13 protein-coding genes are annotated in these 18,708 nt (G+C 74.1%); 5 read left to right on the plus strand and 8 right to left on the minus strand.

The window, feature by feature from the left end; genetic code table 11:
* Nucleotides 1-11 precede the first annotated feature (11 nt).
* Nucleotides 12-1,058, plus strand: coding sequence for an ABC transporter substrate-binding protein (locus BLR33_RS24480; RefSeq protein ID WP_245771631.1), 1,047 nt, complete (start codon nucleotides 12-14; stop codon nucleotides 1,056-1,058).
* Nucleotides 1,055-2,227, plus strand: a complete 1,173-nt coding sequence (locus BLR33_RS24485; RefSeq protein ID WP_176930434.1) for an acyl-CoA dehydrogenase family protein — start codon at nucleotides 1,055-1,057, stop codon at nucleotides 2,225-2,227. The genes BLR33_RS24480 and BLR33_RS24485 overlap by 4 nt, the downstream gene beginning before the upstream one ends.
* 112 nt (nucleotides 2,228-2,339) lie before the next feature.
* Here the strand turns inward: BLR33_RS24485 and BLR33_RS24490 are convergent, their stop codons facing one another.
* A complete protein-coding gene (locus BLR33_RS24490) occupies nucleotides 2,340-3,200 on the minus strand; it encodes a LysR family transcriptional regulator (RefSeq protein ID WP_093786737.1) in 861 nt (286 codons plus the stop codon).
* A gap of 275 nt (nucleotides 3,201-3,475) precedes the next feature.
* Nucleotides 3,476-5,224, minus strand: coding sequence for an SDR family NAD(P)-dependent oxidoreductase (locus BLR33_RS24495; RefSeq protein ID WP_407639719.1), 1,749 nt, complete (start codon nucleotides 5,222-5,224; stop codon nucleotides 3,476-3,478).
* A 293-nt stretch (nucleotides 5,225-5,517) separates the two neighbouring features.
* Between BLR33_RS24495 and fahA the strand changes: the two genes are divergently transcribed.
* Both fahA and msrA read left to right on the plus strand, forming a co-directional pair.
* Nucleotides 5,518-6,750 (plus strand): fumarylacetoacetase, encoded by a 1,233-nt coding sequence (gene fahA, locus BLR33_RS24500; RefSeq protein WP_093786738.1) that lies wholly within the window; start codon nucleotides 5,518-5,520, stop codon nucleotides 6,748-6,750.
* Nucleotides 6,751-6,839: 89 nt separating this feature from the next.
* Entirely contained in the window at nucleotides 6,840-7,352 is a 513-nt protein-coding gene (gene msrA, locus BLR33_RS24505; protein WP_093786739.1) for a peptide-methionine (S)-S-oxide reductase MsrA, read from the plus strand.
* A 6-nt stretch (nucleotides 7,353-7,358) separates the two neighbouring features.
* On the opposite strand, the gene BLR33_RS24510 is transcribed toward msrA, so the two are convergent.
* From BLR33_RS24510 to BLR33_RS24520, 3 genes are all read right to left on the minus strand, one after another.
* Nucleotides 7,359-8,279 (minus strand): discoidin domain-containing protein, encoded by a 921-nt coding sequence (locus BLR33_RS24510; RefSeq protein ID WP_093786740.1) that lies wholly within the window; start codon nucleotides 8,277-8,279, stop codon nucleotides 7,359-7,361.
* 25 nt (nucleotides 8,280-8,304) lie between these two features.
* Nucleotides 8,305-9,906 carry an alkaline phosphatase D family protein gene (locus BLR33_RS24515; RefSeq protein WP_093786741.1) on the minus strand — a complete coding sequence of 534 codons (1,602 nt, stop codon included), beginning with the start codon at nucleotides 9,904-9,906 and terminating at the stop codon, nucleotides 8,305-8,307.
* Nucleotides 9,907-10,157: 251 nt separating this feature from the next.
* Complete coding sequence (locus BLR33_RS24520; RefSeq protein WP_093786742.1) at nucleotides 10,158-14,354, minus strand: beta-galactosidase; 4,197 nt, start codon at nucleotides 14,352-14,354, stop codon at nucleotides 10,158-10,160.
* Between the two features lie 272 nt (nucleotides 14,355-14,626).
* Here BLR33_RS24520 and BLR33_RS35310 point away from each other — a divergent pair, with 272 nt between their 5' ends.
* Nucleotides 14,627-14,956 carry a glycine betaine ABC transporter substrate-binding protein gene (locus tag BLR33_RS35310; protein ID WP_176930436.1) on the plus strand — a complete coding sequence of 110 codons (330 nt, stop codon included), beginning with the start codon at nucleotides 14,627-14,629 and terminating at the stop codon, nucleotides 14,954-14,956.
* A 271-nt stretch (nucleotides 14,957-15,227) separates the two neighbouring features.
* Here BLR33_RS35310 and BLR33_RS24530 read toward each other — a convergent pair whose 3' ends face one another.
* The 3 genes from BLR33_RS24530 to BLR33_RS24540 form a co-directional block, all read right to left on the minus strand.
* Complete coding sequence (locus BLR33_RS24530; RefSeq protein WP_093786744.1) at nucleotides 15,228-15,992, minus strand: SDR family NAD(P)-dependent oxidoreductase; 765 nt, start codon at nucleotides 15,990-15,992, stop codon at nucleotides 15,228-15,230.
* Nucleotides 15,993-16,552: 560 nt separating this feature from the next.
* Entirely contained in the window at nucleotides 16,553-17,245 is a 693-nt protein-coding gene (locus tag BLR33_RS24535) for a siderophore-interacting protein (protein ID WP_093786745.1), read from the minus strand.
* Nucleotides 17,246-17,449: 204 nt separating this feature from the next.
* On the minus strand, nucleotides 17,450-18,670 hold the full coding sequence (locus tag BLR33_RS24540; RefSeq protein WP_093786746.1) for a hypothetical protein: 1,221 nt from the start codon (nucleotides 18,668-18,670) through the stop codon (nucleotides 17,450-17,452).
* Between the last annotated feature and the right edge of the window lie 38 nt (nucleotides 18,671-18,708).

Consider the following 18,708-nt stretch of genomic DNA (forward strand, 5'->3'; position numbering starts at 1 on the left):
AAGGAGGATTCGTGAGGTTTTCCAGCAGGTTCAAGGGGCGGCCGGTGGCGGCAGCGGCTCTCGCCTCGGCTCTGCTCGCACTCGCGGTCGGCTGCGGGAGCAGCGGCGGCGGCAAGGGCACCGCGGACGCCGGGAACGCGGGGAAGGAGGCGGACGTCACCTTGCGGGTGGGCGAGACGGGATGGGGGTCCGTCCAGGCGCTGCTGAGGACGGCGGGCCTGGACCGCACCCCGTACACGGTGAAGTGGGCCGTCTTCCCCGGCGGCGACAAGCAGTTGCAGGCCCTGCAGGCGGGCGCGCTGGACGTGGCGGAGTCCAGCGACATCCCGCCCGCCTTCGCCGCGGCCGCGACGGCCCCCAAGTGGCGGGTGGTCGCGGTGGCGCGGACGAACACGCTGCTGCAGGACGTCGTGGCGGGCAAGGGCTCCCGTGTGACGTCCATCGCCGGGCTGAAGGGCCGGAAGGTGGGGTACGTGCAGGCCACCACCGCGCAGTTCTTCCTGGACAAGCTGCTCCAGCAGGCGGGGCTGAAGTGGGGCGACATCCACGCGGTGCCCCTCACCCCCGAGGAGGGCGTGGCCGCGCTCGACAGCGGCTCGATCGACGCGCTGGCCACCTACGGCAACTCCGTGATCACCACAACGGCCCGGGGCGCCAAGGTGATCGGCTCGGGCGCGGACATCCTGTCGGGCAACTTCCCCTTCGAGGCGTCGCGGAAGGTGATCGCCGACCCGGCCCGCTCGGCCGCGCTGGTGGACCTGCTCGCCCGCATCGACAAGGCGTACGCGGTGGTGCGCGACGGCCGCGAGGCCGCGTACGCCAAGGCCGTCGCGGCCGCCACCCATCAGCCGCCCGCACAGGCGCTGCAGCAGTTCCGGGCCGGGGAGAAGCAGATCCCGAGCCAGGTGGTGCCGCCGGCGCGGGAGCAGATCGCCAAGGAGCAGGACGTGGCCGACACCTTCACCCAACTGGGCGTGCTGCCGAGCCGGGTGGACGTCTCCTCGTACTGGACCGACGCCCTGGCCGGGCAGTTGACGAAGGCGCTGGCGGCGTCATGACCGCGGCCGCCCTCGAACTGCCCGAACCGGCCCTGGACCGGCTGCCGGAGGTGACCGCCGCGCTCGCCGCCACCGCGCCCGTCCACGACCGCGACGGCTCCTTCCCGCACGAGGCGATCCGGGTCGTGTACGAGGCGGGGCTGCTGACGGCGGGCGTGCCGCGGGAGTTCGGCGGGGCGGGCGCCGGGCCCACCGACCTGGCGCGCATCCTGCTCGCGCTGGGCCGCGGCGACCCGTCGGTGGCGCTGATCGCCGCGATGACGCTGCTGCCGCACGCCTTCCAGTCCCGCCGACCCTGGCCGCCGGAGCTGTACGGGCGGGTGCTCGCGGAGTCCGCGCGGCGGCCCACGCTGCTCAACAACGCCCGGGTGGAGCCGGAGTTGGGCTCCCCCGCGCGCGGCGGGCTGCCCGCGACCACCGCCCGCCGCACCGCGCATGGCTGGGCGGTCAGCGGCCGCAAGCGGTTCGTGACCGGCGCCGAGGGGCTGAGCTGGTTCCTGGTGTGGGCGACCACCGACGAACCGGTCCCCCGAGTCGGCACGTTCGTCCTGCCCGCCGACGCCCCCGGTATCGAAGTGGTGCGCACCTGGCGGCAGTTGGGGCTGCGGGCCAGTGGCAGCCACGACGTGGTGTTCACCGGCGTGGAAATACCGGAGGACCACGTGCTCGACCTGACCGAGCACGGGCCGAAGGCGCAGCAGGACAACCTCGCGGCCGGCAGCGTGCACGTGCTGCTCTCGGCGGTCTATCTCGGTGTCGCCCGGGCCGCGCAGGACAGCGTGCACCGCTTCGCCCACACCCGGGTGCCGGCGAACCTCGGCCGGCCGGTGGCGAGCACCGAGCGCTTCCGGCAGGCCGCGGGCGAGATCGAGGCGCTGCTGTCCACCGCCGAGCAACTGGTCTTCGGCGTGACGGGGCGGCTGGACCGCGGCGAGGCGGTGCCGGGACCGGAGGCGCTGGCCGCCAAGGTGGTCGTGGTGCGCCATGTGACCGCCGCGGTGGAGAGCGGCCTGCGGCTGCTGGGCAACCCGGGCCTGTCGCAGGACAACCCGCTGGAGCGGCACTTCCGCGACATCCAGTCAGCGGGCGTCCACGCCCCCCAGGAGGACACCGCCCTGCACGCGATCGGCTCGGCGGTCCTGGCCGCCTCGGCGCCGCGGGAGGGCTGAGCCCAGCGCGCTCGGAGGGGTACGGCCCTGCCGCGGGCCGGTGGCGGCGCCGTCCCGAAGCCGGTCCGGGACCGTCCGGGGGCCGCCGTCCCGGGACCGTCCGCGGCTGCTGTCACGCCTGCCCGGCGAGCAGGTCGCGGACCGCGCCCGCGGTCGCCTCGGCGAGCCAGGGCGGGGCGTCGGCGCGGGTGCGCAGGTGCAGCAGTTCGGGCGGCACCGGCGGCAGGTCGTCGCGGCGGCGCAGCCCCTCGGGCGGCGGTCCGACGTCGGCGAGGAGGCCGACACCGAGGCCGCCGCGGATCGCGTTCACCACCCCGGCGAGATAGGCGGCCTCGACCACGACGGCGGCGGCCAGCCCGTGGTCGGCGAGCGTCTCCAGGGCGCGGCGGCGGATCGTGCAGGGGTGGTCGATCGCCACGACCGGGATCGGCGCGCCGGCCGCGGGCATCCGCCAGCCCGGGGCGGAGAACCACGACAGCGGCAGGGCGCCGGCGGCGACGCTCGCGTGGCTGCGGGCGTCACCGATGAAGACCGCGACGTCGATGCCGCCGCGGTCCAGGCCGTCGTTGAGGCGGGCGCTGCGGTCGAGCCGGAAGCGCACCTCGCGGGCCGGGTAGCGCTCCTTGAGCACGCCGGTGATGGCGGGCAGGATGCGGTCGGCGGCGTGCTCGGTGGAGCCGACGACCAGGGTGTGCTGGCCGGTGCCGCCGCGGCCGAGCCGGACCAGCGCCTCGTCGTGGGCGGCGAGGATCTTGCGGGCCTCGGCGAGCAGGGTCTCCCCGGAGGCGGTGAACCGGGTGACCCGGCCGTCGCGTGCGACCAGCGGGCAGCCGACCGCCTTTTCCAGCCGCCGCACGTGCTGGCTCACCGCCGACTGCGACAGCCCGATGGCGGCCGCCGCGCGGTGGAAACCGCCGCAGTCGGCTATCGACGTGAACGTGCGCAACGCGGTGATGTCCAGGACGTCGGCCATCCCGCGAGGGTACCAACCAGCGGTTTCCACAACCTTGCAGCGATATGTCCGCGCCCCGGAGAGCGCCCTTCCGCCGCCCGGCTCAGGCGGGCCGCCGGGGGCCGTGCGGGCGACCCGCCGGTGGTGGCCGTCCAGGTCGCGGAAGCTGCGGGTGCGGATCGGGGTCGCCTTTCGCTCGGGGTGCGGCGCGGGTCCGCGCTCGCGTCCGGTGGACCGGTCCGCGCGCACGAACTCACAGGGGCATCGCCGGCCGCGCCCGTGTCACCGGATCGGCGTCACCACGGCGAGGGGCGGTAGTCCTTCAGGAAGCAGCCGAAGAGGTCCTCGCCCTGCTCGCCGCGGACGATCGGGTCGTAGACGCGGGCGGCGCCGTCGACCAGGTCGAGCGGGGCGTGGAAGCCGGCCGCGGCCAGGCGGACCTTGTCCGGGTGCGGGCGCTCGTCGGTGATCCAGCCGGTGTCCACTGCGGTCATCAGGATGCCGTCGCGCTCCAGCATCTCCTGCGCGCTGGTGCGGGTGAGCATGTTGAGCGACGCCTTGGCCATGTTGGTGTGCGGGTGCCCGGCGCCCTTGTAGCCGCGGCCGAACTGCCCTTCCATCGCCGAGACGTTGACGACGTACTTGCGCCGGGCGGCGGCCGCGGCCATCGCCGGGCGCAGCCGGCTGACGAGGATGAAGGGCGCGGTGACGTTGCACAGCTGCACTTCGAGCAGCTCGACCGGGTCCACCTCGTCCACGGTCTGCACCCAGGTGTTGGTGGGGTCCAGGTCCGGCACGAGGCCGCCGGCGTCGATCGCGGTGCCGGCCTCGATCCTCGCCGGCGTGGCCGAGCCGCTGACCAGGGCGAGCCCGGTCACGTCGTCGGGGGTGAGCGCGGCGCCGGTGGGCGAGGGCAGGGCGGCCGGGACCTGCGCGCCGGAGCCGAAGGCGCCGATCACCTCGGCCGCGGGCAGCTCGCCGGCCGGCAGCGGCGCGGCCTCGGCGGCGACGAGTTCGCTGTAGGCGCGCGGGGAGCGGCGGACGGTCTGGGCCGCGTTGTTGATCAGGATGTCGAGCGGCCCCGCGGCGGCGACGGAGTCGGCGAGGGCAACCACCTGGGCGGGGTCGCGCAGGTCGATGCCGACGATCTTCAGCCGGTGCAGCCAGTCGGCGCTGTCCGGCATCGCGGTGAAGCGGCGGATCGCGTCGTTGGGGAAGCGGGTGGTGATCGTGGTGTGGGCGCCGTCGCGCAGCAGCCGCAGCGCGATGTACATGCCGATCTTGGCGCGGCCGCCGGTGAGCAGCGCGCGGCGGCCGGTCAGGTCGGTGCGGGCGTCGCGGCGGGCCCGGTTCTCGGCGGCGCACGTCGGGCACAGCTGGTGGTAGAAGGCGTCGACCTCGACGTAGCGGGTCTTGCAGACGTAGCAGGAGCGCGGGCGCTGGAGTATGCCGGCCAGCTCCGTGGTGACGCTGGTGGCGAGCTGGATGCCGAGCGTCTCGTCGTCGATGCGGTCGGCGGCGCCGGTGGCGGTGGCCTCGGTGACGGCCTTGTCGTTGGCGGTCTTGGCGGCCCGGCGCTCCTGGCGGCGGCGCTGCTTGACCGTCCGGTAGATGCCGGCGGTCGCCCTGCGCACGGCGATGGCGTCGGGGTGGTCCACGGGCAGCGTGTCGAGTTCGGCGAGCACGGCAAGGCACAGCGCGAGCCGCTCGGGGTCGATCCCGGGCCCGAAGTCCTGGAGAGCCCCGGCGTCGGAGACGGTCACGGCCTCGGTTTCGGCCTCGGTCCCGGCGAAGGCGGCAGCGGTACCGGACACGGTCCCGGCCGCCTTCCCAGCCCCGGTGTCCGCTGCGGCAGCACCCACGACCCCGGCCGACCCGGCACCCGCTCCGGCTGCTGCGGCGGTCGCGGCCTCGGGCGTACCCGCGCCCGCGGCGGGTCCGTCCGCCGGGCCGCGCGCGCCCGGGATGCCGGCACCCGTTCCGGGCCGCCCGTCCTCGGCCGGGTCGGGCCCGGCGCCGTGCAGGTCCTGAATGGTCGCCGTCATGAAGCCGCTGCTCTCCGTGTGATCCCCGTGGTGTCCGCCGGGCCCCGCCCCCTCCCGGTTCCGGGCCGACTTTACGTTCGTCCGACGGGCAGCTCCAAACCCGTGGAAGCGCGGGAGAACCCGCAAGGACACGCGAGAACACACGAGGGCAGGCGGAACCCGCCGGCGCCGTCCGTCCCGAAGCGCCCGCGGCACCACCGGCGGCACCCGCGCGGCCGGGCGCCCTCCCCCGCCCTGCCCCCGGGTACGCTCGGCCCGTCCCGTGATCGCCGGCGGTCCCCCGTGGAGGTCCGATGAGCACCGCGCGCCCGCTCGCCGTCCCCGAGGGCTCCCCCTTCGGACCGGACAACCTGCCCTACGGCGTCTTCAGCACCGCCGCCGACCCGCGCCGCCGGATCGGCGTCGCCCTGGGCGAGCACGTCCTGGACGCCGGGGCCGCCGCCGCGGCCGTCCGCGCCCCGGCCGAAACCGCAGCCCTGCTCTCGGCGGCCTCGCTCGACCCGCTGCTGGCCGCGGGCCGCCCGGTCTGGACCCGGGTGCGGGCCGCGCTCACCGAATGGGTCACCGAGCCGCGGTACGCCGAGGCGGTGCGGCCCTGCCTGCTGCCGCGGGCGGACGCCGAACTGCACCTGCCGTTCACAGTCGCCGACTACGTCGACTTCTACGCCTCCGAGCACCACGCCGCCAATGTCGGGCGGATCTTCCGGCCGCAGGGCGAGCCGCTGACGGAGAACTGGAAGCACCTGCCGATCGGCTACCACGGCCGGGCCGGCACGGTGGTGGTCTCCGGCACCCCCGTGGTGCGCCCGTGCGGGCAGCGCCGCGAGCAGCCGGGCCGGCCGCCCTCGTACGGGCCGTCGCTGCGGCTGGACCTGGAGGCCGAGGTCGCCTTCGTGGTGGGCGCGCCCTCCGCGCAGGGCGGCCGGGTCGCGCTGGGCGAGGCCGACGAGCACGTCTTCGGGGTGTGCCTGCTCAACGACTGGTCGGCCCGGGACCTGCAGGCGTGGGAGTACGTGCCGCTCGGCCCGTTCCTCGGCAAGTCCTTCGCCACCTCGCTGTCGCCCTGGGTGGTGCCGCTGGACGCGCTCGCGCACGCCCGCACCGCACCGCCGCCGCGCACCACCGCGCTGCTGCCGTACCTCGACGACACCGCGACGCCACCCGCGGGCCTGGACCTGGCGCTGGAGATGCGGATCAACGGCCACCTGGTCTCGCGCCCGCCGTTCGCCGCCATGTACTGGACGTACGCGCAGATGGTGGCCCACCTGACCGTCAACGGGGCGGGCCTGCGCACCGGGGACCTGCTCGGCTCCGGCACCGTCAGCGGACCCGGCCACGGCAGCCGCGGCGCCCTGATCGAACTGACCCACGACGGGCGGGAGCCGCTGGAGCTGCCCGACGGCAGCGTGCGCGGGTATCTGGCCGACGGCGACGAGGTGGTGGTCTCGGCCACCGCGCCCGGCCCCGGCGGCGTCCGGATCGGGCTGGGCGAAGTGGCCGGGCGGGTGCTGCCGGCCCGGCCGTGAGGAATCCCGCGGGCCCTCGTAGCGTTGGAAACGTCGCGGGGAAGCGGCGTTTTCGAGCCGCCCGCATCGACGAGGACTGGAGGACCGACATGGCCGCGCAGACGCAGAAGGCCGTCCTGGCGGGCGGATGCTTCTGGGGCATGCAGGACCTGATCCGGAAGCTGCCGGGTGTGGTCTCGACCCGGGTCGGCTACACCGGTGGCGATGTGCCGAACGCGACGTACCGCAACCACGGGACGCACGCCGAGGCCATCGAGATCCACTTCGACCCCGAGGTCACCGACTACCGGGCGATCCTGGAGTTCTTCTTCCAGATCCACGACCCGAGCACCAGGAACCGCCAGGGCAACGACATCGGCACCAGCTACCGCTCGGCGATCTACTACGTGGACGACGAGCAGAAGCGCGTCGCCGAGGACACCATCGCGGACGTGGACGCCTCGGGCCTGTGGCCCGGCAAGGTCGTCACCGAGGTGGCCCCGGCCGGCCCCTTCTGGGAGGCCGAGCCGGAGCACCAGGACTACCTGGAGCGCTACCCCGACGGCTACACCTGCCACTTCCCGCGGCCGAACTGGAAGCTGCCGGCGCGCGCCGGGCGCTGACCGCGGTCAGGCCGCGTACGCCTCCAGTTCCACGATCCGCGAGTAGGTCGGGCCCTCGTTGCTCGCGAGGGTGACCACGCGCAGGGCCGTCGCCGTGGTCGCGGGGAAGGTCGACTCGACCTTCCCCGCGGTGTTGCCCCGGACCTGGGCGAGGGTCTGCCACGCCCCGCCCGCCTGGAGTTCGACGTTCCAGTCGCGCAGCCCGTAGGCCGCCGCGGGGTACTTCGCCGAGTCCAGCGTGTAGAGGTCGACCCGGCCGACCTGCCGGGGGTGGTCGAAGGTCACCTGGAGCCAGTCGGGGAAGGCGCCCTTGGTCGCGTCGTTCCAGCCGGTGGTGGCGGCCCAGTGGGTGGAGTCGCGGTCGCCGTCGAAGGCGCCGCAGGCCGGGTAGGTGGGCAGGTTCTCCGAGCTGGCCGAGACCTGCTGGTAGCGGGCGAGGTTGCCGGTGGTGTCCACCGGCACCCGGCCGACCCGGACCGGCAGCAGCAGGGTGCGGCTGCCGGCGTGGAGGGTGATCGTATAAGCGCCGGGCGGGGTGTCGCTCGGCGCGGAGACCTGGATCTGCACCTTGAGGGTGTAGCCGGCCGGAAGGTAGCTGGAGACCAGCGGGCGCGAGACGGTCAGCGGCGCGGGCGCGTCCACGAACGCGTCGGCGTAGACCGCGCTGCTGCCGGCGTTGCCGAACCGCAGCTGGAAGCCCTGCTGGGCGCAGGGCACCGGGGTGACGTCCACGTGGTCGACGTCGGTGGCCAAGGTGAGGTCCGGCGGCGCGGACGTGGCTGCCTGGGCGGGCGCGACGGCGCCGAAGGCGGCGAGCAGGACGACGGCGGCGACGCCGAGGGCGCGCCGGCGCAGCGCGGCCGCCGTCCGGCGCACGAGCGTGAGGGGCCTGATCGGCACAGTCGGCCCGCTGAGCATGGTCGGCATGGTCTCTTCCTCCTTCGGGGGCCGGTCAGGCCCGGTGCAGGCCGGGGTCGCCGGCCTCGACGGTGAAGGACCGCACGGTCGCCACGGGTGCGCCGGGCCGGTCGATGTAGGGCACGGCCCGGTAGTGGGCGCGCAGTTCGCGCGGGGTCAGCTCCACCAGCACATAGCCGCGCCGCTCGTCCACGAGCTTCAGGTGCGGGTTGTGGTCGAGGAAGTTCCGGCCGTTGGCGGAGACCTCGACGCCGTTGCCGCCGCTGCTGATCGAGGTGCCGACCAGTTCGACGCCGATCGTCTGCGAGTCCGGGTCGGCGAAGTCCCGTTTGATGTCCATGGCGTAGGAGGCGTGCACGTCGCCGGTGACGACGACGGGGTTGCGCGCGCGCAGCGCGGCCAGGCCGTCCAGGACGCTGCGCTGCTCGGCGGTGTAGCCGTCCCAGGCGTCCATGTTGTAGGTGGCGGTGCCGCTCGCGTCCAGGTCCATCCGGCTCATCACGACCTGGTTGGCGAGCAGGTTCCAGGTGGCGCGGGAGCGGCGCATGCCGTCGAGCAGCCAGCGCCGCTGCTGCGCCCCGGCGAACGGGCGGGCGGGGTTGTTGCGTTCGGGGTTGTCGGGTTTCCACAGGTCGCCGTCGGCCTGGTCCGCGCGGTACTGGCGGGTGTCCAGGACGTTGACCTCGGCGAGGCGGCCGAAGGTGAGCCGGCGGTAGAGCAGGTAGTCGGGGCCCTGGGGTGCCGGGGTGCGCAGCGGCATGTGCTCCCAGTAGGCGCGGTAGGCGCTCGCCCGGCGGACGGTGAAGTCCTCGATCGGCGCATTGGTGCGCGAGACGAGGCCCGCGTAGTTGTCCTGCACCTCGTGGTCGTCCCAGGTGCAGATCCACGGGGTGTTCTGGTGGGCGGCGCGCAGGTCGGGGTCGGACTTGTAGAGCGCGTACTGCAGCCGGTAGCGGTCGAGGGTGTCGGCCTCGGTGCGGAACTGGTCGGGCACCGGCTGCGCGGTGTTGCGCAGGCCGCCGGAGGCGGAGATGCCGTACTCGTAGATGTAGTCGCCGACGAAGAGGACGGCGTCGGCGTTCTCGGCGGCCAGGTGGCGGTGGGCGGTGTAGTAGCCGTCCGGCCAGGACTGGCAGGAGGCGACGGCGAAGGTGAGGCGGTCCACCTTGGCGCCGGGCGCGGGGGCGGTCCGGGTGCGGCCGGCCGGGCTGAGGTGACCGGCGGCGCGGAACCGGTACCAGTAGGTGCGGCCGGGCTGCAGGCCGCGCACGTCGACGTGGACGCTGTAGGAGAACTCCGGCCGGGCGGCGGCCTTCCCCGAGCGCACCACGTGCCGGAACCGCTCGTCGGTGGCGACCTGCCACTCGACGGTGGCGGCGGTGTACGGCATGCCGCCCAGCGGCTCGTAGGGCAGCGGGGCCAGCCGGGTCCAGATCACGACGGCGTCGGGCAGCGGGTCGCCCGAGGCGACGCCGAGGGTGAAGGGGTCGCCGGCCAGGGTGCCGCCGGAGCCGGCGGCGCGGGCCCGGTCGGGCAGGTTGGTGGCGAAGGCCAGCGCGGTGGCCGCGCCGGTGACGGTGAGGAACCGCCGACGGGCCAACCGGACGGCCGCGCGGGGGATTTCGGCATCGCTCATGCGGGCGCTCCCTGGAGTCTGCCGGCATCCTCCGTGTCCGCCGGCCGCCCTTCATTAATGTGCGTTCCGCGTGGCCGGCGGACGACATCGCGGCGAGCAGCGCGTGGCCGTCACCCGACTGGCGTCCCTCAGGTCGCACCGGCCCCATCCGCCCGCTGCTCCCGCACACGGGAAGCGCCCGCCTTCCGGTCCCTGGGCGGGCCGGGAGGCGGGCGCTTTCCGCCGCGTGGAGAAGGTGTACTGACGGGGTGTCAGCCGCAGGTCAGCGTCGGGTTGACCCAGTCGGCGTGGTCGTTGCCGTTGCCGTCGCCGCCGTCGCCGACGTTCAGGTCGATCACCTGGCCGCCGGTGACGGGCACGTCGATGCTCACCGAGTGCGAACTGCCGCGCAGCACCGGTGTGGTGACCAGGGCCGTGCCGTCCAGCACGACGCTGAAGGTGGCGGAGCCCGGGTCGCCGTTGTCGATGCCGACGGTCGCGGTGAAGCGGCTGCAGGCACCGCCGAGGTAGATCTGCACGTCGCTGGGCGAGTTGGTGCCCAGGCCCTTGGCGTAGGTGGTGCCGTCGAGCTTGAGCGGGGTGCCGTCGTTCGCCGCGGTGTTGCCGACCGACTGGTCGCGCTCGACCGGGCCCCACCCGTTGCTCGCCGACAGCCACTCCAGGTCGCTGACCTGGTCGGTGCCGGCGGGCGGCGGCGCGGGCACTTCACCGACCACCCGTTCGTCGGCCGCGGTGGTCCTGCGGCCGGTCTGGACGAGGGAGGCGGTCGCGGTGAGCGCGGTGGCCTTGGCGGGCTTCGCGGGCGCGGTCACCGTCCAGTGGAAGGTGGCCGAGGTGCCCGGGGTGATCCGCCGCACGGACGCCGGGGTGACCGGGCCGACGGTCCATCCGTCGGGGGCGGCGAGCTTTGCGGTCACGTCGCTCGCGGTGGGTTTGCCCGCGGGCACCGAGACGGTCGCGGTGGCGGTGAAGGTGGCGCCGCCCTGCGCCGAGCCGGGGACGCTGAGCGCGGTGGTCGCGCCGGGCGCCTCGGGCATGGCGTAGGTGGCCCGGTCGTAGCGGGGGCTGGTGTTCTGCGGCACCGTCAGCGATGACGCCCAGGAGCCGTAGTTCGTCAGCTCCACCTTGCCCAGGCCCCCGGTGGAGCCGTCGAGGTTCCACACGGCGATGGCGATGGTGTTGTCGCCGTCGGGGTTCAGGATGCCGTCGGGGACGGGGAAGCTGTGCTGCGGGCCGCGGTAGTTGACGTAGTTGCCCATGTCCCAGCCGTTGACGTAGATCTCGGCCCGGTACTTGCGGGAGGGGTCGTCGGTGATGGTCAGGCCGAGCGAGGTGTCCTGGCCCTTGGGCAGGTGCAGGGCGGCGTGGGTGGTGTACCAGGAGACGCCCGGGGTGGTGTCGGTGGCCGGGAGGGTGACGGGCTGCCAGCCGGCGGTGGGGTAGCCGGGCAGGTAGTAGCCGGCCCGCTCGCCGTACAGGCCGCCGGTGTTGAGCGGGCCGCGCACGGTGTCCACGGTGTCCTCGCCGCCGCGCACGCCCTGCAGCCGCCAGGTGACGGTGTTCAGCGGGTTGCCGGTCAGGGAGGCGCCGGTCAGGCCGCGGGCGGCCTTGCTGCCGTTGGAGGCGTTGTAGTCCTCCTCGTGGCCCATGTCGACGGTCAGGACGGAGACGACGTTGTCCGCGCCGTTCTTCACCAGGCCGGCCGGGAAGGTGTACGTCTTCTGGCCGTCGGAGGTGGAGCTGCCGAGGAAGGTGCCGTTGAGCCAGACCGAGGAGGCGGGGGCGCCGCCGCCGCTCTGGGCGGTCAGGGTGATGCCGGTCTCCTTGCCGGTGCCGGTGAAGCGGCCCCGGTACCAGGTGCTGCCGGTGTGGAAGCCGTAGTCGTCGGCGAAGAGCACCGGCAGGGTGACGGGGGTGGTGATGCTGTTCGACGTCATCTTGTCGGCGGTCTGCCAGCCGGAGTCGTCGAAGCCGGGCTGGGCCTCGGGCGATTCCTCAGTGTGCTTCCAGCCGGTGAGTTGCGGCAGGGTGATCGGGGCCGCGGTGGGGATGGTGCCGGTGCGGCTGCCGGTGGCGGTGGCGTGGGTGGCCACGGCCTTGCCGTTCCAGGTCACCGACGTGGCGGCGCTGAACACCTCGATGCCGCGGTCGGTGCCGTTGTCGCCGGTCAGGGCGAGGGTGCGGCCGTTCTGGACGGCGCCGCGCAGCAGGTGGGTGCCGCGGACCAGGACCGGGCCGGCCGAGGTGTCCTGCCGCCAGAACGTCTTGGCGGTGTCGGTGTCGGCGAGCAGCAGCAGGAGCGGGTGGCTGCCGCCGTCGATCTGCACCCGGGTCAGCCCGGTGTGCTGGTAGTCGAGCCGCAGGTCGCCGGTGGCGGGGTCCCAGGTGGTGGTGACGTCGCCGCCGGTGGCGGTCACGGTGGGCTTGCTCGCGTAGTGCAGCACCGTCTCGCCGTCGCTGCCGTGGTCGCCGTAGAGCACCGCGATGTCGCGGCCGGCGATGGTGGCGTTCGTCATGATCTGCGAGGTGCTGTACTGCAGCTGGTTGCCGCCCAGGTCGTAGTCGGCGGTGATGATCGCCGACTCGCGGCCGTTCAGGGTCAGCGCGGTGCCGGGCTGCTGGGGGACGGTGTAGACGGGGGCGGTGGATGCGCTGCCGTCGGTGACGTCGATCGCGTCGATGGTGACGAAGGTGTCGGTGGCGGCCGCGTCCTTCTGGCCGGTGGTGACGATCTTCAGGGTGTGCGGCCCGTTGGCGAGCCCCTTGGCCTGGTAGGCGACGTACTGGTTCTGCTTGGTGGCCCCGTACAGGTCCACGGTGCCGGCCTTGGTGCCGTCGAGGTAGACGTCGGCGTGGCCGTGGTTGCCGTCCAGGTTGCTGATCCACTTCACGCCGGTGCCGGTGAAGTCGACGCTCGCGCTGTCGCCCGCGGTGTTGGAGAAGGACTCCGTGTGCTGGTAGTCGCCGCCGGTGTAGCTCTGCTCGCTGCCGACGTGCGACCAGTTCCCGGTGTACGTGATCGCGCTGTCGCGGTCGTCGTAGGTGTAGCCGGGGTGGGCGCCCAGGTCGATGGTCACGTGGGCGCTGTCGGTGCTGGTGGCGGTGGAGTCGGCGTGCCGCAGCACATGGAACTGGGTGCCGGTGTCGGGGTTGCGGCGGGCGGTGTCCACGATCTTGGCGTTGTCGGTCGGGGTGGCCGGCAGCGCGTCGGTCTTGGTGAGCGGGGCGACCGCCTGGGTGAAGTAGCCGATCAGCTTGTCCTGGTCGTACTTCGGGTCGAGCTGGCGGGTCTCGCGGATGGCGGCGCCGTAGTCGTAGGAGGTGTAGTTCTCCGGCTCGCCGAGCCAGCCCCAGTTGGTGCCGCCGTAGGTCATGTAGAAGCTCTGCGAGGTGGCGCCCACGGCGATGTTCTGCTTGTAGAACACGTCGGCGAACTGGTCGTTGATCAGCTGGGCGCACTTGTCGTAGCCGGGGCCGCCCCACGGGTCGAAGGCGCCGCCCTGGAACTCGGCGGTCTCCAGCGGCTTCCCGGCCGGGTGGTCGTAGGAGATGTCCGGGACGCCGGACCAGGAGGCCGGGTTGGAGCAGTTGAAGCCCTGCGGGTAGGAGTCGGCGCCGTCCACGTCGAGGGCGGCGTCCCCGGAGTTGAAGGTGCCGTTGTTGTTGCCGACCAGCGGCACGGTGATGCCGTCGGCGCGGGCCTTGTCCTCCAGGTGCTGCATGTAGGTGCGGCCCGAGGCGCTGCCGTTGTAGTACTCGTTCTCCACCTGGTACTCGATCACCGAGCCGGTGCCGTTGGTGAGTTGGTGGCGGGCGAGGATGCGGTCGATCTGCGTCTGCCACTGGTCGCTGTACTTCAGGTAGGCCGGGTCGGAGGTGCGGGTGTTGCCGGCCTTGGTCGACAGCCAGTCGGGGAAGCCGCCGCCGTCCACCTCGGCGTTGATGTACGGGCCCGGGCGGGCGATCACGTAGATGCCCAACTGGTCCGCCATGTCGAGGAGTTTGTCGACGTCGCGCACGCCGGTGAAGTCGTAGACGCCCGGCGCCGGGGAGTGGTAGCCCCAGTCGAAGTAGAGCGAGACGGCGTTGAAGCCGGCGGCCTTCATCTTCTGCAGGGTGTCCAGCCACAGGGCCTGGCTGGGCTCGCGGAAGTAGTGGAACTCGCCGGCCCACAGGTAGGTGCGCTTGCCGTCGATCATCCAGGAGTAGCCGTCGTAGCTGACGGTGTGGGCGCCGGCGTGCGGCGCGCTCTGCGGGGCGGTCTGCTGTGCGGTCTGCGGGGCCTGCTCGGGGGCGGCGGCCGCGGTGGCGCCCGCGCCGGCCACCAGGGCCAGGGCGACACCGAGGGCCTGCAGGCCGCGGACGAGCCTGCGGCCGGGTCTGGAGCGGCCGGCCGGACCCGGCTCCCTGTCGCTGCGGCGGAACCTGTGCACACGTGGAACGGCCATTGCCACCACCCTGTCCCCATGGGCCCGATTGGCCCCATTGACGGCCTGTTGGTATATGTTCGAAAGCGTGGGTTAGCGTCCGGGAGTGTTGCACTTCACATCGCGGAGCGCAACGGTTCGCGCACGGATCACCGCAGATCCGTGGAGCACCCCCGCACCCGGTCCGCACCCGGTCCGCACCCGGTCCGCACCCGGCCCGTGCATGGACGCCGTCCAGGAGGACGAAACAGCCGGAGGGTGTGAGCTGCCCCACGTCCGGGCGAGCGCTTTGTTTGCCCGCGGCACGCAAGCCGGTCGCCGTGGTCCTGTGGTCCCCGCACTGGGCCTACAGCACCTACCACCTCACCAAGCTGGCCGACCCCAAGGGCCTGTGGGGCCCCGGCGACTCCATCCACGACCTCGCCAACAAGGCCGGCGGCGCCAAGCTCTCCCAGGTCAGCACGTGGATGCGCCACTTCCACCTCACCGACGCCCAACTGGGCTCCCTGGAGGCGTCGATCCAGTCCGCGGGTCAGGGAAGGACCACGGAGGGCGTCCGCGCCTGGATGAAGCAGCACCCCGAGGTGGAGCAGCAGATGGTCCCGGTGAAGCCCGCCGGTTAGACCGCGACCTCCGCTCCCCCCGCCGGGGCGGGGCTGACCACATTGCCCGCGCCCCCGCACCCATGGGGGCGCGGGCTCGCGTCCAGGGAGGGCGGTCCGCAGCCAGGGGGGCGACCCTGACCGCTACGGACGCGGGCTCGCGCCTATAGCGACGGGGTTCGGCATCCATGGCGGCGGGGTCGGCGTCCAGGAAGCGGCTCCGCCGCCCATGTGCTGGAAGGGCACCCATGGCGGCGGGGCCGTGCCCCTTCTACTCAGTGGTGGATCCCGCTCAGTAGTGGATCGCACCCTTCGCGCCGCCGCCTGCGGCGATGGCGTCGCCGTTGATCGCGACGCTGAGGGGGCTGGCGAGGAAGGTCACCACCGCGGCGACCTCCTCGGCGGTGACGACGCGGCCGATCGAGATACCCGCGGCGGCTTCGCGCTCCACGTCGGCGGGCTCCACCCCGCGGGCGGCCGCCATGGCGGCGAGGGTCTGCGGGGTCTTCTCCGTACGGGTCAGGCCCGGGTGGACGACGACCACGTTGACGCCCTGCGGACCCAGCTCGTCGGCGAGGTTCTTCGTCAGCGCGGCAACGGCGACGTTGCGCACCGAGCCGACCAGTGTGCCGCTCTGACGGGCCGCCAGACCGCTGATGTTGATGATGCGGCCCCAGCCGGCGGCGGTCATCCCCGGCGCGAACGCGCGCGCGGTACGCAGGTAACCGCGCACCTTGACGTTGATCTCCGCTTCGAGCTCGCTCTCGTCGAACCGCCCCGAACTCGGCGTGGCCGCCGCGTTGACGAGGATGTCCACGCCGCCGAGCCGCTCCTTGACCTCGCGGGCCATCGCGGCGACCGAGGCGTCGTCCCCGGTGTCGGCGCTCACCGCGACCGCGCCGGGCACCTGCCCGACAGCCGCGGCCAGCGCTTCCTCGCCACGAGCGACCAGCGCCACCCGCGCACCCTCCGCGGCCAGCGCCTTCGCCACCGCCAGCCCGATCCCGCGGCTCCCGCCCGTCACCACGGCCCGCCGCCCATCCAGTCCCAGATCCACGTTCCCTCTTCCTCCACGTTCTCTTCCGGGAGCCCAAGCCCCCCACCCACCCAACCCCACCCACCCCCTCCGCCTTCCCGACGCCCGCCCGACACCACCACCCGAGCCCCGGAACCCGCCCCACCCGGCCAGCCGACACGGCCCTTTCAGGGGCGCTGGGGTACCCCCAGGCGAAGCCCTGGGGGGACTGCGCGAGCAACCACCCACCCGACCGAAGGCCCGGGAACCACCCAAGCGCGGTAGACGGTGCGGACCTTTCAGGGGCGCGGGGAACTGCGCGACCAGCCCAGGACGCACCCGCGGCCGGGAACACGCAGAGCCCCAACGGCGGGGAGCCGTTCCTGAGGGCGCTGGGGGTACCCCCAGGCGAAGCTCGGGGGAGGAACTGCGCGAGCAACCACCTACCGGCCCGGCGGCCGGGAACCGGACCGCGTGGGGCACACGGAGCCCCGCAAGCGGCACACCGCAGCCGCCGTGCTGCCAGGACGGGCACCCACAAGCGGCACACCGCGGCAGCCGCACAAGCGCGAGGAACCGCGAGAGCGGCAGTGGGCACCCCCTTACTCAAGCCCCCGCTTCCCCGGCGCCCAAAAGGGCTTCGTGAGCACTGCCCGCCGCGGCCACCCCCGCTCGGTGACGAGATGCCGCCGCAGCGACTGGACCGTCCTGGCCTCGCCGGCGAGGTAGGCGACGCCGGGCTCCTCGGGAAGGTCGAGCCCGCGCAGGGCCTCCAGCAGACCGGGCGAGTCCGCCGCAGGCGTCCCGTGCCGGTACGTCCACGTGACGTCCCCCTCGACCGGTATCCGGTCCTCCGCCGTGTCCACCTCGATCACCGCGTGGTGCCCGGCCCCGGCGAGAGCCGCGATCATCGGCCCGAAGGCGGCTGCCGCGGTCTCCTCCCCCGCGAACAAGTGGTACGCCGCGCCCACCTGCGGCACGAACCGCCCCTCGGGCCCGGAGAACAGCACCTCCTCGCCCTCGCGCACACCTCGCGCCCACGCGGCCCCCGGCCCGTCCCCGTGCTGGAGCACGAACAGCTCGAAGGCAGCCCCGTCGTAGTCCCGTACGGAGTACGTCCGGCGCGTCCCGAGCCCCCCGCCCCCGACCAGCACCCGCACCTGCTGCCCGGGCGTCCACCGCAGCCCCTGCGCGGCGATCCGGACGCCGATCACGCGCGGGGTGACGTTCCGTACCCCGGTCACGGTCCCGTGGGTCAGCACGCGGTCGAGGAGGCGGTGGGCAAGGGTGGGCATGGGCGTCTCCCGAAGGCGGCCGGCGGGGGCACGTCCGGGGGCGGGGGCACCGTACCCGGAGGTGTGCGCCCCAGTCTTGGGCTCCCCGCCGCCGGGCTCAAGTGCGGCTTCCACAAAGGGCAGTTGCGGTGCACGCAAGAGCCGCAAAAGAGCTCGCACGGGCAAGCGCGCCGCCTCCGGAGAGGCGCGGAGGCAGCCGCGGCCTCACCTCTTCGCGGCCGCTCCCCGCGCGGGGACGGCTCCGGCCCGCAGCGCCCGCGCCACCCCCGCCCCGACCGCCGTGCACGCCCCGGCCACCGCCGCCGCGGCCGCGAGCGCCGACCGCGGACCCGAGCGGTCCAGCAGTAGGCCGCCGAGCGGCGTGCCGAGCGCGGCGCCGAGGTTGTACGCGGTGTTCACCCACGCCCCGGCCGCCATGGACGGCCCCTCGGCGAAGAGTTGGGCCACCAGCTCGTACATCGTGATCAGCAGGACACTCTCGCAGGCGCCCGCGGCGAGGAGCCCGGCGCCCGCTCCCGGCAGGCCGTACGCGGCGGCGGGCAGGGCGTAGCAGAGCGCGCAGCCGAACCCGAGGGCGAGCGGGCGCCGTTCGGGGCTGCCGGGCGGGCGGCTGCGCCCGTAGAGGAGCCCACCGAGGACGCCGCCGACGGAGGCGAGCGTGGTGAGCACGCCCGCGGCCGGCGCCCCCCAGGCGGCAACAGCGGCGATCTCGGCGAGGGCGAGCGCGGCCGCGGCGCCGAGCACGGGGACGAGCAGGGGCGCGAACCCGGTGCCGCACAGCGGGCCGCGGGCCCCTGGGGCGGCCGGACCGGTCCCGGGCCCGGGGGACCGGTCGCGCAGGGCGGCGGTGAGCAGGCCGAAGCCGATCAGGACGACGATCGCACAGCAGGCGAGCGCGGCCGGGGCGCCGCACATCGCGACGAGGAGCCCGCCCAGCGCCGGGCCCGCGGCGAAGACGGTGGACTCTGCGGCGGTGTCCAGGCTCAACGCGGCTTGCCGCTGCCGCCCTCCTTCGGCGAGCCGCGCCCACACCGTACGCATCAGCGGCCCCACGGGCGGGGGCAGCAGCCCGGCCGTCACGGCGAGGCCGCAGGTGAGCGCGGGGGCGGCGGGCAGGGCGCAGGCGATGGCGAGAGCGAGGAGCAGGGCGGCGTAGGAGAGGGCGAGTCCGGGCAGGGCGGCGGGCCGCCGCTCGACGAGCCGCGCACGCGCGGGCCCGAGCAGCGCCCCACCGAGCCCGAACAGCCCGGCGGCGGTCCCGGCCACCCCGTACGAGCCGGTGGCGCCGCGCAACGCGAGCAGCAGGGGCAGTCCGAGCAGGGCGTAACACAGCCGCGCGAGCAGGGCGGCACAAAAGAGCAGGCGGGCACGGGGCAGTGCGAGGACAGCGCGGTAGGAGGCGCTGCCCCGGACAGGGCAAGGCATGGGGGCTTCTCCGGTACGACGGCACGAGCAGGACGGAT

It is taken from the genome of Actinacidiphila guanduensis (assembly GCF_900103985.1).
Taxonomy (GTDB): domain Bacteria; phylum Actinomycetota; class Actinomycetes; order Streptomycetales; family Streptomycetaceae; genus Actinacidiphila; species Actinacidiphila guanduensis.